Origin of the sequence: Streptomyces sp. NPDC001231 (genome assembly GCF_042896885.1) — a bacterium.
Taxonomy (GTDB): domain Bacteria; phylum Actinomycetota; class Actinomycetes; order Streptomycetales; family Streptomycetaceae; genus Streptomyces.
The window spans coordinates 19,416-33,811 of the sequence record NZ_JBIAXS010000001.1 but is presented as its reverse complement, the minus strand read 5'-3'; the positions used below and the strand labels follow the sequence as shown (position 1 = coordinate 33,811).

19 protein-coding genes are annotated in these 14,396 nt (G+C 72.5%); 8 read left to right on the top strand and 11 right to left on the bottom strand.

What is annotated here, in order from left to right; all coding sequences use genetic code 11:
- Positions 1-81: 81 nt before the first annotated feature.
- The 4 genes from ACFY3J_RS00185 to ACFY3J_RS00170 are packed head-to-tail and all read left to right on the top strand — an operon-like array spanning position 82 to position 2,705.
- Entirely contained in the window at positions 82-501 is a 420-nt protein-coding gene (locus ACFY3J_RS00185; RefSeq protein ID WP_384173800.1) for a roadblock/LC7 domain-containing protein, read from the top strand.
- On the top strand, positions 498-854 hold the full coding sequence (locus ACFY3J_RS00180; protein ID WP_141361373.1) for a DUF742 domain-containing protein: 357 nt from the start codon (positions 498-500) through the stop codon (positions 852-854). The genes ACFY3J_RS00185 and ACFY3J_RS00180 overlap by 4 nt, the downstream gene beginning before the upstream one ends.
- Complete coding sequence (locus ACFY3J_RS00175) at positions 835-1,452, top strand: ATP/GTP-binding protein (protein ID WP_384173804.1); 618 nt, start codon at positions 835-837, stop codon at positions 1,450-1,452. Before ACFY3J_RS00180 ends, ACFY3J_RS00175 begins: the two co-directional genes overlap by 20 nt.
- Entirely contained in the window at positions 1,449-2,705 is a 1,257-nt protein-coding gene (locus ACFY3J_RS00170; protein WP_390839601.1) for a cytochrome P450, read from the top strand. The genes ACFY3J_RS00175 and ACFY3J_RS00170 overlap by 4 nt, the downstream gene beginning before the upstream one ends.
- 136 nt (positions 2,706-2,841) lie before the next feature.
- On the opposite strand, the gene ACFY3J_RS00165 is transcribed toward ACFY3J_RS00170, so the two are convergent.
- The 9 genes from ACFY3J_RS00165 to ACFY3J_RS00125 all read right to left on the bottom strand — a co-directional run bounded on the left by ACFY3J_RS00165 (position 2,842) and on the right by ACFY3J_RS00125 (position 10,364).
- Positions 2,842-4,068, bottom strand: coding sequence for a cytochrome P450 (locus tag ACFY3J_RS00165; RefSeq protein WP_390839599.1), 1,227 nt, complete (start codon positions 4,066-4,068; stop codon positions 2,842-2,844).
- 222 nt (positions 4,069-4,290) lie between these two features.
- Positions 4,291-5,157: an urease accessory protein UreD gene (locus ACFY3J_RS00160; RefSeq protein ID WP_390839597.1), complete on the bottom strand. Its 867-nt coding sequence runs from the start codon at positions 5,155-5,157 to the stop codon at positions 4,291-4,293.
- On the bottom strand, positions 5,157-5,792 hold the full coding sequence (ureG, locus tag ACFY3J_RS00155; RefSeq protein ID WP_384173817.1) for an urease accessory protein UreG: 636 nt from the start codon (positions 5,790-5,792) through the stop codon (positions 5,157-5,159). The genes ACFY3J_RS00160 and ureG overlap by 1 nt, the downstream gene beginning before the upstream one ends.
- A 52-nt stretch (positions 5,793-5,844) precedes the next feature.
- Positions 5,845-6,588 (bottom strand): urease accessory protein UreF, encoded by a 744-nt coding sequence (locus ACFY3J_RS00150; protein WP_384173820.1) that lies wholly within the window; start codon positions 6,586-6,588, stop codon positions 5,845-5,847.
- Between the two features lie 23 nt (positions 6,589-6,611).
- Complete coding sequence (locus ACFY3J_RS00145) at positions 6,612-8,321, bottom strand: urease subunit alpha (RefSeq protein WP_390839595.1); 1,710 nt, start codon at positions 8,319-8,321, stop codon at positions 6,612-6,614.
- Positions 8,314-8,805: an urease subunit beta gene (locus tag ACFY3J_RS00140; protein ID WP_384173826.1), complete on the bottom strand. Its 492-nt coding sequence runs from the start codon at positions 8,803-8,805 to the stop codon at positions 8,314-8,316. Before ACFY3J_RS00140 ends, ACFY3J_RS00145 begins: the two co-directional genes overlap by 8 nt.
- Positions 8,802-9,104 carry an urease subunit gamma gene (locus tag ACFY3J_RS00135; RefSeq protein WP_384173829.1) on the bottom strand — a complete coding sequence of 101 codons (303 nt, stop codon included), beginning with the start codon at positions 9,102-9,104 and terminating at the stop codon, positions 8,802-8,804. The genes ACFY3J_RS00140 and ACFY3J_RS00135 overlap by 4 nt, the downstream gene beginning before the upstream one ends.
- 95 nt (positions 9,105-9,199) lie before the next feature.
- Positions 9,200-9,691 (bottom strand): hypothetical protein, encoded by a 492-nt coding sequence (locus ACFY3J_RS00130; protein WP_384173832.1) that lies wholly within the window; start codon positions 9,689-9,691, stop codon positions 9,200-9,202.
- Positions 9,692-9,845: 154 nt separating this feature from the next.
- Positions 9,846-10,364, bottom strand: a complete 519-nt coding sequence (locus ACFY3J_RS00125) for an N-acetylmuramoyl-L-alanine amidase (protein WP_390839592.1) — start codon at positions 10,362-10,364, stop codon at positions 9,846-9,848.
- Positions 10,365-10,398: 34 nt separating this feature from the next.
- Here ACFY3J_RS00125 and ACFY3J_RS00120 point away from each other — a divergent pair, with 34 nt between their 5' ends.
- Positions 10,399-10,785 carry a hypothetical protein gene (locus ACFY3J_RS00120; RefSeq protein WP_384173838.1) on the top strand — a complete coding sequence of 129 codons (387 nt, stop codon included), beginning with the start codon at positions 10,399-10,401 and terminating at the stop codon, positions 10,783-10,785.
- 296 nt (positions 10,786-11,081) lie between these two features.
- Positions 11,082-11,759 carry a ScbR family autoregulator-binding transcription factor gene (locus ACFY3J_RS00115; protein ID WP_390839590.1) on the top strand — a complete coding sequence of 226 codons (678 nt, stop codon included), beginning with the start codon at positions 11,082-11,084 and terminating at the stop codon, positions 11,757-11,759.
- 71 nt (positions 11,760-11,830) lie between these two features.
- Here ACFY3J_RS00115 and ACFY3J_RS00110 read toward each other — a convergent pair whose 3' ends face one another.
- Positions 11,831-12,199 carry a MazG-like family protein gene (locus ACFY3J_RS00110; RefSeq protein ID WP_384173844.1) on the bottom strand — a complete coding sequence of 123 codons (369 nt, stop codon included), beginning with the start codon at positions 12,197-12,199 and terminating at the stop codon, positions 11,831-11,833.
- Positions 12,200-12,309: 110 nt separating this feature from the next.
- Positions 12,310-12,855 (bottom strand): DoxX family protein, encoded by a 546-nt coding sequence (locus ACFY3J_RS00105; protein ID WP_390839588.1) that lies wholly within the window; start codon positions 12,853-12,855, stop codon positions 12,310-12,312.
- Positions 12,856-12,997: 142 nt separating this feature from the next.
- Here ACFY3J_RS00105 and ACFY3J_RS00100 point away from each other — a divergent pair, with 142 nt between their 5' ends.
- Both ACFY3J_RS00100 and ACFY3J_RS00095 read left to right on the top strand, forming a co-directional pair.
- On the top strand, positions 12,998-13,324 hold the full coding sequence (locus ACFY3J_RS00100; protein ID WP_384173849.1) for a nuclear transport factor 2 family protein: 327 nt from the start codon (positions 12,998-13,000) through the stop codon (positions 13,322-13,324).
- Positions 13,325-13,392: 68 nt separating this feature from the next.
- On the top strand, positions 13,393-14,388 hold the full coding sequence (locus ACFY3J_RS00095) for an aldo/keto reductase (protein WP_384173852.1): 996 nt from the start codon (positions 13,393-13,395) through the stop codon (positions 14,386-14,388).
- Positions 14,389-14,396 lie beyond the last annotated feature (8 nt).

Here is a 14,396-nt window from a genome sequence, read left to right as displayed (position 1 = left end):
CCCACTTCCCGCTCGAATTCCTGAGATTGGAGGAACGGGCCGGTGACCGGTCAACCGGGCACCACCGTCCCATCACCCATCATGCAGACCACCGACAACAGCCTCACCTGGCTCCTCAAGAGCCTCCTGGAGCGCACTCCCGGCACCCGGCACGCTCTCGCCCTGTCCCGCGACGGCCTGAAGCTCTGCTGGACCGAGCACCTGACGCTCGACCAGGCCGACCAACTCGCCGCCATCTGCTCCGGCATCCAGGCCCTCGCCCAAGGCGCGTCCATGGAGTTCGGCGACGGCACCGGCGGCGTCCGGCAGTCCATGACCGAGTTCCACGGCGGCCTGCTGTTCATCGTGGAGGCCGGCGAGGGAGCGCATCTGGCCGTCCTCGCCGACGAGGACGCCGACCCCGGCGTGGTGGGCCACCAGATGTCGGAGCTGGTGGAGCAGATCGGCGAGCACCTGCGCGCCGAGCCCCGAGAGCCCGTTCCGGGGAGTGCCGCGTCGTGATGCGCAAGCCCGTGGACACCGGTGACCCCGACCGGCTCTACACGGTCACGGCCGGCCGGAGCCGCGCCGACGAGTCCTTCGACCTGGTCACCCTCATCGTCAGTGAGTGCCGGCCCACCGCGGGAATGCAGTCGGAGCACGCCCGGATCCTGGAGCTGTGCCAACACCCCACGGCCGTCGTCGAGATCGCCGCGGAGCTGAAGCTGCCGATCACGGTGGTGCGGATCCTGCTCGGCGACCTGCTCGACACGGGCCGCATCACCGCCCGCCACCCGCGTGCGGCGCGGTCCGTCGCCTCCCTCCCCGATTCCGCCCTTCTCAAGGAGGTGCTCCATGGGCTCCGCAACCTCTGAGCTGCCCTCCCACCGCACGCCACTGGACGACGCGGCGGAGACCGGCCTGAAGATCGTCATCGTGGGCGGTTTCGGTGTCGGCAAGACGACCCTGGTCCGCTCGGTGAGCGAGATCCGGCCGCTGAACACCGAGGAGGTGATGACGCAGGCCGGCGTGGGCGTCGACGAGACCAGCGCGGTCGCGACGAAGACGACCACGACGGTGGCGTTCGACTTCGGGCGGATCAGCCTCAACGAGCGCATGGTGCTGTACCTGTTCGGCGCGCCGGGCCAGGAGCGCTTCTGGTTCCTCTGGGACAGGCTGTTCTCCGGGACGCTGGGCGCCGTGGTGCTCGTGGACACGCGCCGGATGAATGACTCCTGGTACGCGATCGACCGGCTGGAGCACCACAAGACGCCGTTCGTGGTGGCCGTCAACCGGTTCGACGACGACACCAACCGGTACTCCCTGGAGGAGATCCGCCAGGCGCTCGCGCTGCCCGAGCACGTGCCGATGCTCGACTGCGACGCGCGGGTCCGGCAGTCCGGCAAGGACGTGCTGGTCACCCTCGTGGACCACCTGTACGAACTGGCCATGGCCCAGGAGGCGACACCGTGACCGACCCCTCTTCCGCGCAACCGGCTCCGCCGGGCTGCCCCGCTCACACCGACGCGGTGCGCCTGGCGGGGCTCGAGTACCAGCAGACGCCGTCGCAGATGTACCGCGCGCTGCGCCGCGAGCACGGCTCGGTCGCGCCGGTGCTGCTCGACGGGGACATCCCGGCCTGGCTGGTGCTCGGCTACTCCGAGGTCACCTACGTGACCAGCCACGACGAGCTGTTCGCGCGGGACTCCCGGCGCTGGAACCAGTGGGAGAACATCCCGGCGGACTGGCCGCTGATGCCGTACGTCGGATACCAGCCGTCGGTGCTGTTCACCGAGGGCGACGAGCACCGGCGGCGGGCCGGGGTGATCACGGAGGCGCTGGAGGGCATCGACCAGTTCGAGCTGGCCCGCAACTGCCAGTTGATCGCCGACCGGCTCATCGCCGACTTCGCGGGCAGCGGCCAGGCGGAGCTGATGACCGGTTACGCGCACGCCCTGCCGATGCGGGCCGTGGTGCAGATGTGCGGGATGCCGACCTCGGGTGAGGACACCCGGCAGCTCGTCGAGGACCTGAGGATCTCGCTGGACGCCGCGGAGGGCGACGACCCGGTGGCGGCGTACGGGCGCGTGGGCGAGCGGCTGCGGCAACTGGTGAAGGACAAGCGGGTCAGCCCCGGTCCGGACGTCACCTCGCGCATGCTGCTGCATCCGGCGGGGCTGACGGACGAGGAGATCGTCCAGGACCTGATCTCGGTGATCGCCGCGGCGCAGCAGCCGACGGCGAACTGGATCTGCAACACGCTGCGGCTGCTGCTGACGGACGAGCGGTTCGCCGTGAACGTGTCGGGCGGCCGGCTCAGTGTGGGCGAGGCGCTCAACGAGGCGCTGTGGCTGGACACGCCGACGCAGAACTTCATCGGGCGCTGGGCCGTTCGGGACATCCAGCTGGGCGGGCGGCAGATCCGGGCGGGCGACTGCCTGGTGCTGGGGCTGGCCGCGGCCAACACCGATCCGCAGATCTGGCCCGATTCGCACGTGGGCGCGGAGAACGCCGCGCACCTGTCGTTCAGCAACGGCGAGCACCGCTGTCCCTATCCGGCACCTCTGCTGGCGGACGTGATGGCGCGGACGGCGGTCGAGACGCTGCTGGAGCGGCTGCCCGACCTGGTGCTGTCGGTGGAGCCCGAGGAGCTGGCCTGGCGCCCGTCGATCTGGATGCGGGGGCTGACGGCGCTGCCGGTGCGGTTCACGCCGGTGGTGCATTAGGGCGGGCGCCTGGTGGTGCCGTGGGGGCAGGCGCCCGACAACGCGGTGGACGGGCGCCCGGTGACGCGGCAGCGCGGGCGGGCACATGGGCCCCGGTGCGGGGCCCATCACCTCGGCGGTGGTGCCGGTCGGGCGGTCAGGCGGTCACGGGCGTGAACCGCACCGGCAGGCGCTGCGGGCCACGGGTGAAGACGCCCTCCTCCACCGGGTCGAAGCCGTCGGCGAGGCGCATGTCGGGCATGGCGTCCAACAGCTGGCTGACGCCGATCTCGACCTCCGCCTTGGCGAGCAGCGCGCCCACGCAGAAGTGCCGGCCGAGCGCGAAGGCGAGGTGGTCGGCGGCGGCGGAGAAGGCGGTCGTGGTGGTGAGGTCGTCGCGGAAGATGTCGAAACGGTCGGGGTCGCCATAGCGGCTCTCGTCGCGGTTGGCGGCGCCTATCAGACAGGTGACGGTGACGCCCGGGGGTATGGTCCCCCCGCTGAGCTTCACCTCGGTCGCGGACTGCCGCATGATCATGTGGACGGGCGGGGTGTAGCGCAGGGTCTCGGCGAAGGCCCGCGGGATCAGGTCGCGGTCCGCGCGGACCGCGGCGAGCTGGTCGGGGTGGAGCAGCAGGTTCGCGAAGATGCTGGCGATCGCCTTGTCGGTGGTCTCGCCGCCGGCGGCGAGCAGCAGGCTGCAGAACGCCTTGATGTCATCGTCGCTCATCCGCACGCCGTCGACCTCGGCGGCGCACAGCGTGGACAGCAGGTCGTCGCCCAGGTTCTCACGGCGTTCGCGGATGATCGGCAGCATGTACTCGGCGAACTCGACACGGGTCCGCTCGCCCGCGGCGGCCACCTCGGGGTCGCCCGAGAGGTTGCCGAGGAAGGCGATGACGGACGTGTACCAGCGGTGGAAGCGCGCGTGGTCGGCCTTGTCGAGGCCCAGCATGTCGGCGATCACGTTGACCGGGAAGCGGGTGGCGTAGTCGTTGACCAGGTCGGCGGAGCCGGAGTTCCGGAAGGCGTCGATCAGTTCGCGCGAGTTGCGCTCGATGACGGGCAGGAACTTCTCCTGGAGGTCGGCGCCGCGGAAGGCGGGGGCCACGAGGGCGCGGCGCACGGCGTGCTCACGACCGCTGAGCTGGAGGATCGTCTTGCCGTGCACGGGCTCGATCTGCCAGTCGTAGTTGTCGGTGGTGAACTCGCCGTTCTTGTCCTTGAAGACGCGCTCGACGTCCTCGTAGCGCGAGATGATGTAACTCTGCGTGGCCTCGTGCCAGATGAGGGGCGCGGTGTCGCGCATCAGACGGTACGCCGGGTAGGGGTCAGCGGCGAACTCGGGCGAGAGGATGTCGGGCACCTGCTGCGCGGTGGACATGGGGCTCCCTCAAGGTCAGTGACGGGCTTACGGCACAAGGTAATTGATCAATCATCAACCAAGACAGCCCCCACCGCCCCACCGGCCGCCCCACGAGCACCGGTTGGCCGAAAACCATGCCGTGAACCTGGCCGAAGCGCCCGGGTCGAGGCGTTACGGCAGCTCGACGGGGCCGTACGGGGCGACCGGCCGCCCCGGTCCGGTCGTGCAGTGACCGGCTTCTCAATTGCCCGACGCCACACGGCCTTTGGACATGTGTGTTTCGGCCGGTTCGGGAAGCCCGCTGCCGCGCTGCGTGTCGCAGTCGGCCGGCGGGCCGGTCATGCCCCGGTCGAGGTGCCGGCGCAGGGTGAGGGCGTCGTCCGCCAGCACGGTGAGCAGGGTGGCGGTGGGGGTGAGGCGCATGACGGCCGTGTCGGCGTCGGTCGGCGCGGGGTTGGCAGGGTGGGTGTCGGCCGGGCTGTCGGGGGTGATGACGAGCAGGGTGCCCAGGGCTCGGTGGCCGCCGGTCACGGCTGGGCCGTGCCAGCCCGGGATGTCGGGGCCGACGGCGAATTCCTGGTCGTGGAGGGGACGGCCGGCGAGGGTCACCCGTAGGCGTTGGTGGACCGTGCCCGGGGTCTCGCCGTGGCGGCCCAGGAGCAGTTCCTCGCGGGCGAGCAGGCGGGCGCCCGGCTCCAGGTCGATGCGCGTGGTGGCGTGGTGGTCGCAGTGGCCGGCGGCGATGACCGGTTCGGGCAGCCAGACCAGGGTGCCGGCCGGCGCGACCCGCAGGTGGGTCTCGGTGCGTGAGGGGCGGCCGTGCGGCCCCGGCAGCACCAGGGTCGCCGCCACGCTGCGTACGACGAGCGCCGCGCCCGCCGCGACCTCGACGTCCAGCCGCAGGTGGTCCCCGCCGATCGGGCCCGCGGCCGCGGCGGCCAGCGCCACGTGGGCGGCGCCGTGCGGGTTCCACCGGCCCGTCGGCTCGACGGCCGCGGTGGGGCGCAGGACCAGTGGCGCGTCGGAGCGGAGCCGGCTGATCCGGGTCCTGACCCGGCCGGACCGGTCCCGGTCCGCCGTCACCTCGAGGCGGGCGTGGGCGCGCATCACCGGGCCGGAACGCCGAGGCACTGCCGGACCCACGCGGCGACGTCGGCCGCGGTGGGGTCCCGGACCAGGGAGGTGAACAGCACGGGCAGGTCACCGCGCTTGGCGCGGGCGTCGCGGTCCATCACGGCGAGGTCCGCGCCGACCTGCGGCGCCAGATCCGTCTTGTTGATGACCAGCAGGTCGGCCGAGGTGACACCCGGGCCGCCCTTGCGGGGAACCTTGTCCCCGCCGGCGACGTCGATGACGAAGATCTGGTGGTGGACCAGTCCGCGGCTGAACGTGGCGGTGAGGTTGTCCCCGCCGCTCTCCAGGAGGACGAGGTCGAGCGGTGGCAGGGTCGCCTCCAGCTCCTCCACGGCTTCGAGGTTGGCGGAGATGTCGTCCCGGATCGCCGTGTGCGGGCACGCCCCGGTCTCGACCGCCCGGACCCGTTCGGCGGCCAGTACGCCGTTGCGCAGCAGGAAGTCGGCGTCCTCGGTGGTGTAGATGTCGTTGGTGACGACGGCCAGGGAGAGTTCCGGGGCCAGTGTGCGGCACAGCGCCGCGACCAGTGCGGTCTTGCCGGAGCCGACCGGGCCGCCGATGCCGATGCGCAGTGCCCGGCCGGGGCGGCGGGGCAGGGCTCCCGTCACCCGCCCGCCGGCGTGTGGGTGATCGTGAGAGTGGGCGGGTCGTGGTGTGGGGTCAGGACGCAAAGAGACGCACCTCCCAGGCGGCGTGGTGTTCGGCACGGATGTCGAGGAGAGGTCCCGCGCGGGACGGCAGCGCCTCGGGTGCCGTGTGCGCGTGGCGCGCCGCCTCGGCGGCGACGGCGGCGATCCGTGGTCCCAGCCGGGCGACCGTGGCGTGGACCGCGAACGGGTCGAGCCCGAGCAGCCGCACGGCGGCCGTCGCCGGGGTGAGTACCGCGTCGTGGGCGGCGGCCAGCGCGGCGGCGTCCGGTCCCAGGCCCGCCGCCGCGGCCACCGCGCCCAGGGCCACCGGCTGATGGGGGCCGTGCCGGGGCGCGGCGCTCAGTTCGTCCAGGCGGGGGTGGGGCCAGATCGTACGGCCCGCCCGCAGCAGTTGGCGTCCCAGGCGGCGGGAGGCGGTCCGCAGCGCCGGTGACGGGGTCCTGGCGGCGAACTCGCGGTCCAGGGTCTCCAGCGCCTCCACCACCTCGGTGGCCCGGCGGCCCGTACCGCCGAAGGCGGCACACGCCGCAGCCGTGAACGCGGCGGTCACCACGCCGGTCGTCGCCAGGCGTCCCCGCAGGAACTCCTCCAGCGCGGCCAGGTCGTCCACGCCGTCCAGGGCCGCCGCCGCTTCCAGACCGCCGGAATGGGCGTGCCCGCCGGAGGGGAAGCGTCCGTCGGCGAGCAGCAGCAGCGCCGGCAGCGTCGCCTGCGGCTGCCGGTCCTGGGATTCCTGGGATTCCTGGGCGTTCATCGGAGGGCGGTGGTGGCGGGGGGTCAGAAGAGGAAGTAGCGCTGTGCCATCGGCACTTCGGCCGCGGGCTCGTGCTCGATCAGCTCGCCGTCGACCCGCACGCTGTACGTGTCGGCGTCGACCTCGATGTGTGGAGTGGCGGTGTTCTCCGGAAGGTCCCGCTTGCCGCGGCCGCGTACGTTCTCCACGGCCACGAGCCGCCGCCGCAGCCCCAGGCGGTCGGCGAGCCCGTCCTCGACGGCCGCCGGCGCGACGAAGGCGACGCCGCTCGCGGCGGCGGCCGGGTTGCCCACGTTGTAGCCCAGCCGGTTCAGCACCGGTTGGGGAGTGGGGATCGACGCGTTCGGGTCGCCGAGGGCGGCGCTGGCGGCCATGCCGGCCTTGAACACGACCGTGGGCCGGACCCCGAACAGGGCGGGTTGCCACAGCACCAGGTCGGCCAGCTTGCCGGGCTCGACGGAACCGATCTCGCGTTCGAGGCCGTGGGCCACCGCCGGGCAGATCGTGTACTTGGCGACGTAACGGCGGGCCCGCCGGTTGTCGGCCCGGCTGTCGCCGGGCAGGGAGCCGCGCAGCTCCTTCATCCGGTGGGCGGTCTGCCACGTCCGCGTCACGACCTCCGCGACCCGGCCCATCGCCTGCGCGTCCGACGACATGATCGAGAGAGCTCCGAGGTCGTGCAGCACGTCCTCCGCGGCGATGGTCGTGGGACGCACCCGGCTCTCGGCGAACGCGAGGTCGTTGGGCACCTGCGGGTTGAGATGGTGGGCCACCATCACCATGTCCAGCGCCTCGGCCACCGTGTTGACGGTGAACGGGCGGGTGGGGTTGGTCGAGGCGGGCAGTACGTTCGGCTCGCCGGCGATCCGGATGATGTCCGGTGCGTGGCCGCCGCCCGCGCCCTCGGTGTGGTACGCGTGGAACGTCCGGCCGCCCACGGCGGCGAGCAGATCCTCCACGAAACCCGCCTCGTTGAGGGTGTCGCTGTGGATCGCGACCTGCACCCCGGCCTGGTCGGCCACGGTCAGCGCGGCGTCGACGGCGGCCGGGGTGGCGCCCCAGTCCTCGTGCACCTTGAACCCGCCCGCGCCGCCGCGCAGTTGCTCCCACAGGGCCTCGGGGGACACGGTGTTGCCGCGGGCCAGGAACAGCACGTTCAGCGGCCAGGGCTCGCAGGCCTCCAGCATCCGCCGCTGCCACCAGGCGCCCGGCGTGGCCAGGGTCGCCTTCGACCCCTCGGTCGGCCCCGTGCCGCCGCCGACGAACGTGGTGGTGCCCGCCGCGAGGGCTTCCTCGAACATGTCCGGGCCGACGAAGTGCACATGGGTGTCGATCGTGCCCGCCGTCAGGATCAGCCCGTTGCCGGCCGCGATCTCCGTGGAGGGGCCGATGACGAGGTCGGGATGCACCCCGTCCATGGTGTCGGGGTTGCCCGCCTTGCCCAGCGCCACGATCCGGCCGTCCCGGACGCCGACGTCGGCCTTGACCACTCCCCAGTGGTCCAGGACCACCGCGCCGGTGATGACCAGGTCCGGTGTGCCCTCGCCGCGGGTGGCCCGCGACTGGCCCATGGACTCCCGTACGGATTTGCCGCCGCCGAAGACGGCCTCGTCACCGCCGCCGCAGAGGTCCCGCTCGACCTCGATGAACAGGTTGGTGTCGGCCAGGCGGACACGGTCCCCGGTGGTCGGGCCGAACGAGGCGCCGTACTCCCGCCGGCTGATCTCAGCCATCGAGTTCACCTCCGCACAGACCCCGTAGCCCGGCCACGATCCTCCGGCCCCCGATCGGGACCAGCTCCACCTCCTCGACGGCACCGGGCTCGAAACGCACCGAGCCGCCCGAGAGCACATTGAGCCGGCGCCCCCACGCGGCCTCGCGGTCGAACTCCAGCGCGGCGTTGACCTCCGCGAAATGGAAGTGCGAACCGACCTGGACGGGGCGGTCGCCGGTGTTCTCCACCCGCAGCCGGGTGACCTCCTTGCCGGCGTTGATCACGACCGGTTCGTCGCCGTAGAGCACTTCCCCCGGAATCAGCGGCCGGTCGGCGTCCGGCTGATCCCCCGTGTAGCGGCGCCGGGCCGCCTGCCGCGACCCGGTCCCGACCCGCCGTGGCGGGCTGGGGCTGCCGACGCCGCTGGAGGGGTGGAGCACCGAGCCGTGCTGGTCCTGCCTGCCCGGGTCGTCGCTGGGATGCTCGCCGCTCTTCATGATCATGAGATCGGCCCGGTCACCGTGATCAGTTTCGTGCCGTCGGGGAAGGTCGCCTCGACCTGCACCTGCCCCAGCATCTCCGGCACCCCCTCCATCACGTCGTCGCGACCGAGCACCGCCCGTCCGGACTCCATGAGTTCGGTGACCGTACGGCCGTCGCGCGCACCCTCCAGCAGGAACGACGTGATCATCGCGGTGGCCTCCGGCAGATTCAGCTTCAGGCCCCGCTCCTTGCGCTCCAGGGCCAGCTTCGCCGCCGTGTAGATCATCAGGCGCTCACGCTCGTGCAACGTCAGAAGCATCGGCCGTCTCCACGGAGTGAGAGGAAGAACCACGCTCTTGCAGTTAATCCCAAACGTGCTCCCGTCGCAGAGCGAGAACTCACCCAGGGTGACGATCAGCGGGCCCCTCCGACGCGTCGGACGTCCTCCGCGCGCACACCACCGGCCTGGGCGTCCGCCACGGTCGCCCGACGCGGCCGGCCGTGCAGGGTCAGATAGAAGATCTGGAGGGAATCCCGTGCTCCGCCCGTCTCGAAGCGGTTGAGGACCTTGCCCAGCGGGTTCCACAGACGCCCGTCCTGCATGCGGACGCCGACCGGCTGGCCGAAGTAGGCCCGCAGGTCGGCGTCGAAGTCCACCCAGGTCGCACCGGCGTGGCGGACCAACACCTCACCCACGTACGCTCCGACGCCGAGCAACGGCCCGTGTACGCGCTCGCGCGAGGCACCGCCCTTGCGCATGCCGTCGATCAGGAAGTCGACGATCCGCAGACTCGCCACGGAGTAGTCCAGAGGCAGCCGGCTGCGCCCCGTGAGACGGGCGACCAGGGTTGCCGCGTGCAGGTGCATCCCCTCCGCGCCCGGGTTGCTCTCGTCGGCCTCGGCCATGGAATCCCACCCCTTCGCTTGCCGTGGGGACCTTGACGGGCTCCCCGGTTAGCAAGCGGATTCCATCGCCGGAACGTCACGCGACGCCGGTACGACGACCGGTGCCGCCGCCCCCGGCCGGTGGGGACGGGGTTGGCCGGGCGGGGCGGGCGGGTCAGCGCGTGGCGTGGCGGGACTGTCCGGCGGCGGTGCGGATGCCCGGCAGCGCGGAGTAGAGGGTCTTGCCGGGGCAGAGGGTGGCGTAGCCGTCCCGGTGGCCGGAGACGGTGTTCAGGACGGCCTTCTGGCCCGTCTTGTACACGCCGGTGTCACCGGCCGCGGTGAGGGTGACCTCGGCCTGCGGGTCGACGCCGTCCAGACCGAGCTTCCAGGCGGCGAGGTCGGCGATGGCCTGCTTGGCGGCGGCGGTCGGAGTGCCGCCGTTCTCGTAGTCGCCCAGCAGGGAGATGCCCGCGGAGTCGCCGTTGAAGCCGTAGGTGTGGGCGCCGCGCACCCGTTGGCCGACGCCGCCGGCGCGACCCTCGAAGACGGTGCCGCACTTGTCGACGAAGAAGTTGTAGCCGAGGTCGTTCCAGCCTTCGGTACGCACGTGGTAGACGAGGATCGCGCGCATGATGGCGGGTGAGTCGGCGCAGCTGTAGTCGTTGGTGCCCGCGGTGTGGTGGACGAACACGGCCTTCACCTTGTCCAGGTACTCGGGCGGGTCCTTGACCAGGGACTCGTCGGCACCCCAGGTGGCGCGGTCGACGATCGCGGGGGTGGCGGGTCCGGTCGGCGCCGTCGTCTCGGGCGCCGGGGGACCGGGCGGCTGGGAGGCTTCGCCCGTGGGCGGCGGGGCCGATTCGGCCGGCTCCGGCCGGGTGCTGTCGCCGGGGGCCGGGGAGTCGCCGGAGTCCGCGGGGCCGGTGGGCTCCGAGCCGGCGGTCGGCGGTGTGTCCGAGCCGGTGTCCGAGGTGGGTGCGGGCGCCTCGGTGGTGGGGTCGGCGGGGCCGGTCGGCTCCGGTGTCTTCCCGCCGTCGTCGGTGGTGGCCTCGGCGGTGGGGGAGGGGGCCGTGTCCGAGGAGCCGTCGCCGTTGCCGGCTCCGCTGGCTTAATGTCCAGCCACTTGACATCGCGTCCGTGAGGTGACCAGAAATCCGGGCGCGGGCGCCCACGGCGTTGATCGCTGGAATCGCGGAGTGGAAATGCGTTGCAGGGTGCGCGCTGATCTGGAAAAAGGGGGCCCAATTCCCGGAACGCGGAATTCATGGTTCCGGAGAATCCGGCGACGAACCGCCGATCCACCCCACCCCGTGCCGAGCGGGATCCGGAGGACTTCACCGGGCTCGACAAGGGCCAACCTGCGCTAAAGTACGTCAAATTCGGGCTGTTTCACCCCTGGGAGAGTCCCGTGGCCCAGCAGGAGCGTGCCATCCGGACCCGCCGCGCGGTGCTCGACGCGGCCGCCGCGGTCTTCGCCGAACGGGGTTACGCCGCGGCCACCGTCGCCGAGATCCTCAGCCGGGCCAAGGTGACCAAGGGCGCCATGTACTTCCACTTCGACTCGAAGGCCTCCCTCGCCCGGGGCGTGCTCGCGGCGCAGGCAGGCGTCGAGCACCATGTGCCCCGCGAACTCAAGCTCCAGGAATGGGTCGACGCGGGGATGACGCTCGCCGCCCGCCTCCCCGGGGAACCCCTGCTCCTCGCGGGTGTGCGGCTCTCCGTCGATCTCCAGGGCCGTGACGTCTTCGGCAGCGTCTGGCCCGCCTGGACGCAACGCACCGCGGACTTCCTCGAGGAGGCCAAGCGCCGCGGCGAAGTGCTGCCGCACGTCGTGCCGGAGACGACCGCGCACCTCTTCCTCGGGGCCTGGATCGGCGTCCAGTTCGTCTCCCAGGCGGTCGCCGGATGGGCCGATCTGGAGCGGCGGATGGCCGATCTCTTCGAGCACGTGCTGCCGGCCATCGCGACCCCGGCCGTACTGGCCCGGCTCGACACGGCTCCCGACCGGGGAAGCCGTGTCATCGCGGAGTCAGAGGCGGAGGCGGAGGCCGTGTCGGTGACCGCCGTGGCCGCCGGCGACGGCTGAACGGCGGGGCGCTCGCCGCTCGGCCGGTCGGAACTGGCCTGTCGGAACCGTTCTGGTCGGAACCGTTCCGGTCAGGCCTCCCCGCCCGCCCCCAGTGACCGCTGCTTGACCCGCTCCAGATGCCGGGTGAAGACCTCCCGGGTCCGAGGGGTCAGGGTGCGCAGGGCCACCAGAGCGGTGATCACCACGTCGCACAGTTCCGCCTCGACGTCGTCCCAGGTGTGGGTGGTGCCCTTGCGCGGGTTCCGGCCGGTCGCACCGATCACCGCCTGGGCGACCTCGCCGACCTCCTCCGACAGCTTCAGGACCCGCGGCAGTACCGCCGCCTCCCGGCCCTCGTCGAGGGGGCGGTGCCCGTCCAGCCAGGCCCACAGGTCGTCGACGGTGGACCAGATGTCCTCGGGCGGTGCCGGCACGGTGCCGGGATGCTGATCGCTCATGCAGCGCAGCCTGCCATGACCGCCGGCTCCTGTTCCGGGCCTTGCGGCGGCCCGCCATGGCCGTCGGACCTGTTCCCGCCCGCGCCTCGGCCCGCCACGACCGCCGTGTCCTACTCCTCGAAAAGCGCCTCCTGCTCCCCCTCCTTCTCCTTGCGGAGCCGCCGCGCCCGCGCGCCCAGGACCACGGACGTCGCCGCGGCCACCGTCGCGAACGCCGCCGGGATCATCCAGCCGCGGTTGACGGTGTGTCCGAGGGCGTGGTCCACGGAGAGCCGGCCGGGGCCCGTGATCGCCAGGCCCGCGGAGGTCAGGCCCAGCGAGGCGGCGTACTCGTAGCCGCCGCTCTGGGCGAAGAAGCCGCTGGGCGCGTGCACCGCCGCCGCCCCCGCCATCGCGCCCGCGGCAGCCGCGCCCGCCGCCGGCGTCGCCAGGCCCATGACCAGCAGCAGGCCGCCGCCGGCCTCCGACAGCCCGGCCGCCATCGCGCTCGCCTTCCCCGGCCGGTAGCCCACGGACTCCATGAACCGGCCGGTCCCCTCGATCCCGCCACCGCCGAACCAACCCAGCAGCTTCTGCGCGCCGTGTGCGGCCAGCACACCGCCGGTACCCAGCCGGAGCAGCAGCAGGCCCAGATCGCGTCGGTCGTAACAGGTCACGGTGACTCCCCAGGCAGACGGCGGAAGAACAGCGGCATCGGACTCATTCCGGATGTCCACCGTCGCACCGCCCGCACTCGCCGGGCCCGTCCTGCGCTCCGTTCGGGTGGCGGGGTCCGGGGACCGGTGTGACGCTGCCGACATGACGATTCAGACCGCCAGACTGAGCGACCCGGCCGTCCGTGCCTTCGTCACCGCCGTCAACGCCCACGACCGCGAGGGCTTCATGCAACTCCTCGCGCCCGGCGCGACCATGGCGGACGACGGAACCGACCGCGACCTCGCCGAGTGGATCGAGGAGGAGATCTTCTCCACGCACGGCCACATGGAGGTCGACAACGAGTCCGCCGGCGGGCGCGCCCTCCTCGCCCGCTATCGCAACGACACCTGGGGCGAGATGCGCACCCGGTGGGCGTTCACCATCGCCGACGACGGCCGGATCTCGCGGTTCGAGACCGGCCAGGCGTAGAACACGGACACGAGTCCCCGTACGGTGCCTTGCCCTCGCGCGCACTCCAACTCGTAGCGTTCCCGGGCATGGAGACCACCACCTGCACAAGGACACTGGGACGTGGCGGGATCGAGGTCAGCGCGCTCGGATTCGGGTGCTGGGCGATCGGAGGGGAGTGGCACTCGGCGGACGGGCAGCCGCTCGGCTGGGGCGCGGTGGACGACGAGGAGTCCGTACGGGCCATCCGGCGCGCCCTCGACCTCGGCGTCACCTTCTTCGATACCGCTGATGTCTACGGCTGCGGGCACAGCGAGCGGCTGCTCGGGCGGGCCCTGGGCAAGCGCCGGGACGAGGTCGTCGTCGCCACCAAGTGGGGCAACCTCTTCGACGAGCGCACCCGCACGGCCGACGGGCAGGACGCCACGCCCGAGCACGCGCGTCGCGCCCTCACCGCCTCCCTCGCCCGCCTCGGCACCGACCACGTCGACCTGTACCAGCTGCACCTCTCCGACGCCCGTCCCGACGACGCGGCCGGCCTCCGGGACGCCTGCGAGGAGTTCGTGGCCGAGGGGCTGATCCGGGCCTACGCCTGGAGCACGGACGACCCCGCCCGCGCGGCCCTCTTCGCCGAGGGAGAGCACTGCACGGCCGTGCAGCACGCGCTGAACGTGCTCCAGGACGCGCCCGGGATGCTCGCGCTGTGCGAGGAGAGGGATCTCGCGAGCGTCGACCGCAGCCCGCTGGCCATGGGACTGCTCACCGGCAAGCACGCCGGGCGTGCACCCCTGGAGGCGGGGGACATCCGCAGCCGGCCGCCCGCCTGGCTGCCGGGCTTCGGCGACGGCTCCGGTGCCGACCCGGAGTGGCTGGCCCGCGTCGAGGCGCTGCGCGAGGTCCTGACCAGCGGCGGCCGTACGCTTGCCCAGGGCGCCCTGGCCTGGCTGTGGGCGCGCAGCGCGCGGACCGTTCCCATCCCCGGGTTCCGCTCGGTCGCTCAGGCCGAGGAGAACGCGGGCGCGCTCGCCAAGGGCCCGCTGACCGCCGCCCAGCTGGTCGAGACCGACCGCATCCTGGGGCGGTGAGCGGGCGA

Coding starts and splice junctions, on each gene's coding strand:
- ACFY3J_RS00095 (WP_384173852.1), top strand. CDS start 13,393: ATGGAGACCACCACCTGCACAAGGACACTGGGACGTGGCGGGATCGAG.
- ACFY3J_RS00165 (WP_390839599.1), bottom strand. CDS start 4,068: ATGTCCACCGCGCAGCAGGTGCCCGACATCCTCTCGCCCGAGTTCGCC.
- ACFY3J_RS00130 (WP_384173832.1), bottom strand. CDS start 9,691: ATGGCCGAGGCCGACGAGAGCAACCCGGGCGCGGAGGGGATGCACCTG.
- ACFY3J_RS00145 (WP_390839595.1), bottom strand. CDS start 8,321: ATGGCTGAGATCAGCCGGCGGGAGTACGGCGCCTCGTTCGGCCCGACC.
- ACFY3J_RS00140 (WP_384173826.1), bottom strand. CDS start 8,805: ATGATCATGAAGAGCGGCGAGCATCCCAGCGACGACCCGGGCAGGCAG.
- ACFY3J_RS00185 (WP_384173800.1), top strand. CDS start 82: ATGCAGACCACCGACAACAGCCTCACCTGGCTCCTCAAGAGCCTCCTG.
- ACFY3J_RS00135 (WP_384173829.1), bottom strand. CDS start 9,104: ATGCTTCTGACGTTGCACGAGCGTGAGCGCCTGATGATCTACACGGCG.
- ACFY3J_RS00160 (WP_390839597.1), bottom strand. CDS start 5,157: ATGCGCGCCCACGCCCGCCTCGAGGTGACGGCGGACCGGGACCGGTCC.
- ACFY3J_RS00150 (WP_384173820.1), bottom strand. CDS start 6,588: ATGAACGCCCAGGAATCCCAGGAATCCCAGGACCGGCAGCCGCAGGCG.
- ACFY3J_RS00175 (WP_384173804.1), top strand. CDS start 835: ATGGGCTCCGCAACCTCTGAGCTGCCCTCCCACCGCACGCCACTGGAC.
- ACFY3J_RS00100 (WP_384173849.1), top strand. CDS start 12,998: ATGACGATTCAGACCGCCAGACTGAGCGACCCGGCCGTCCGTGCCTTC.
- ACFY3J_RS00110 (WP_384173844.1), bottom strand. CDS start 12,199: ATGAGCGATCAGCATCCCGGCACCGTGCCGGCACCGCCCGAGGACATC.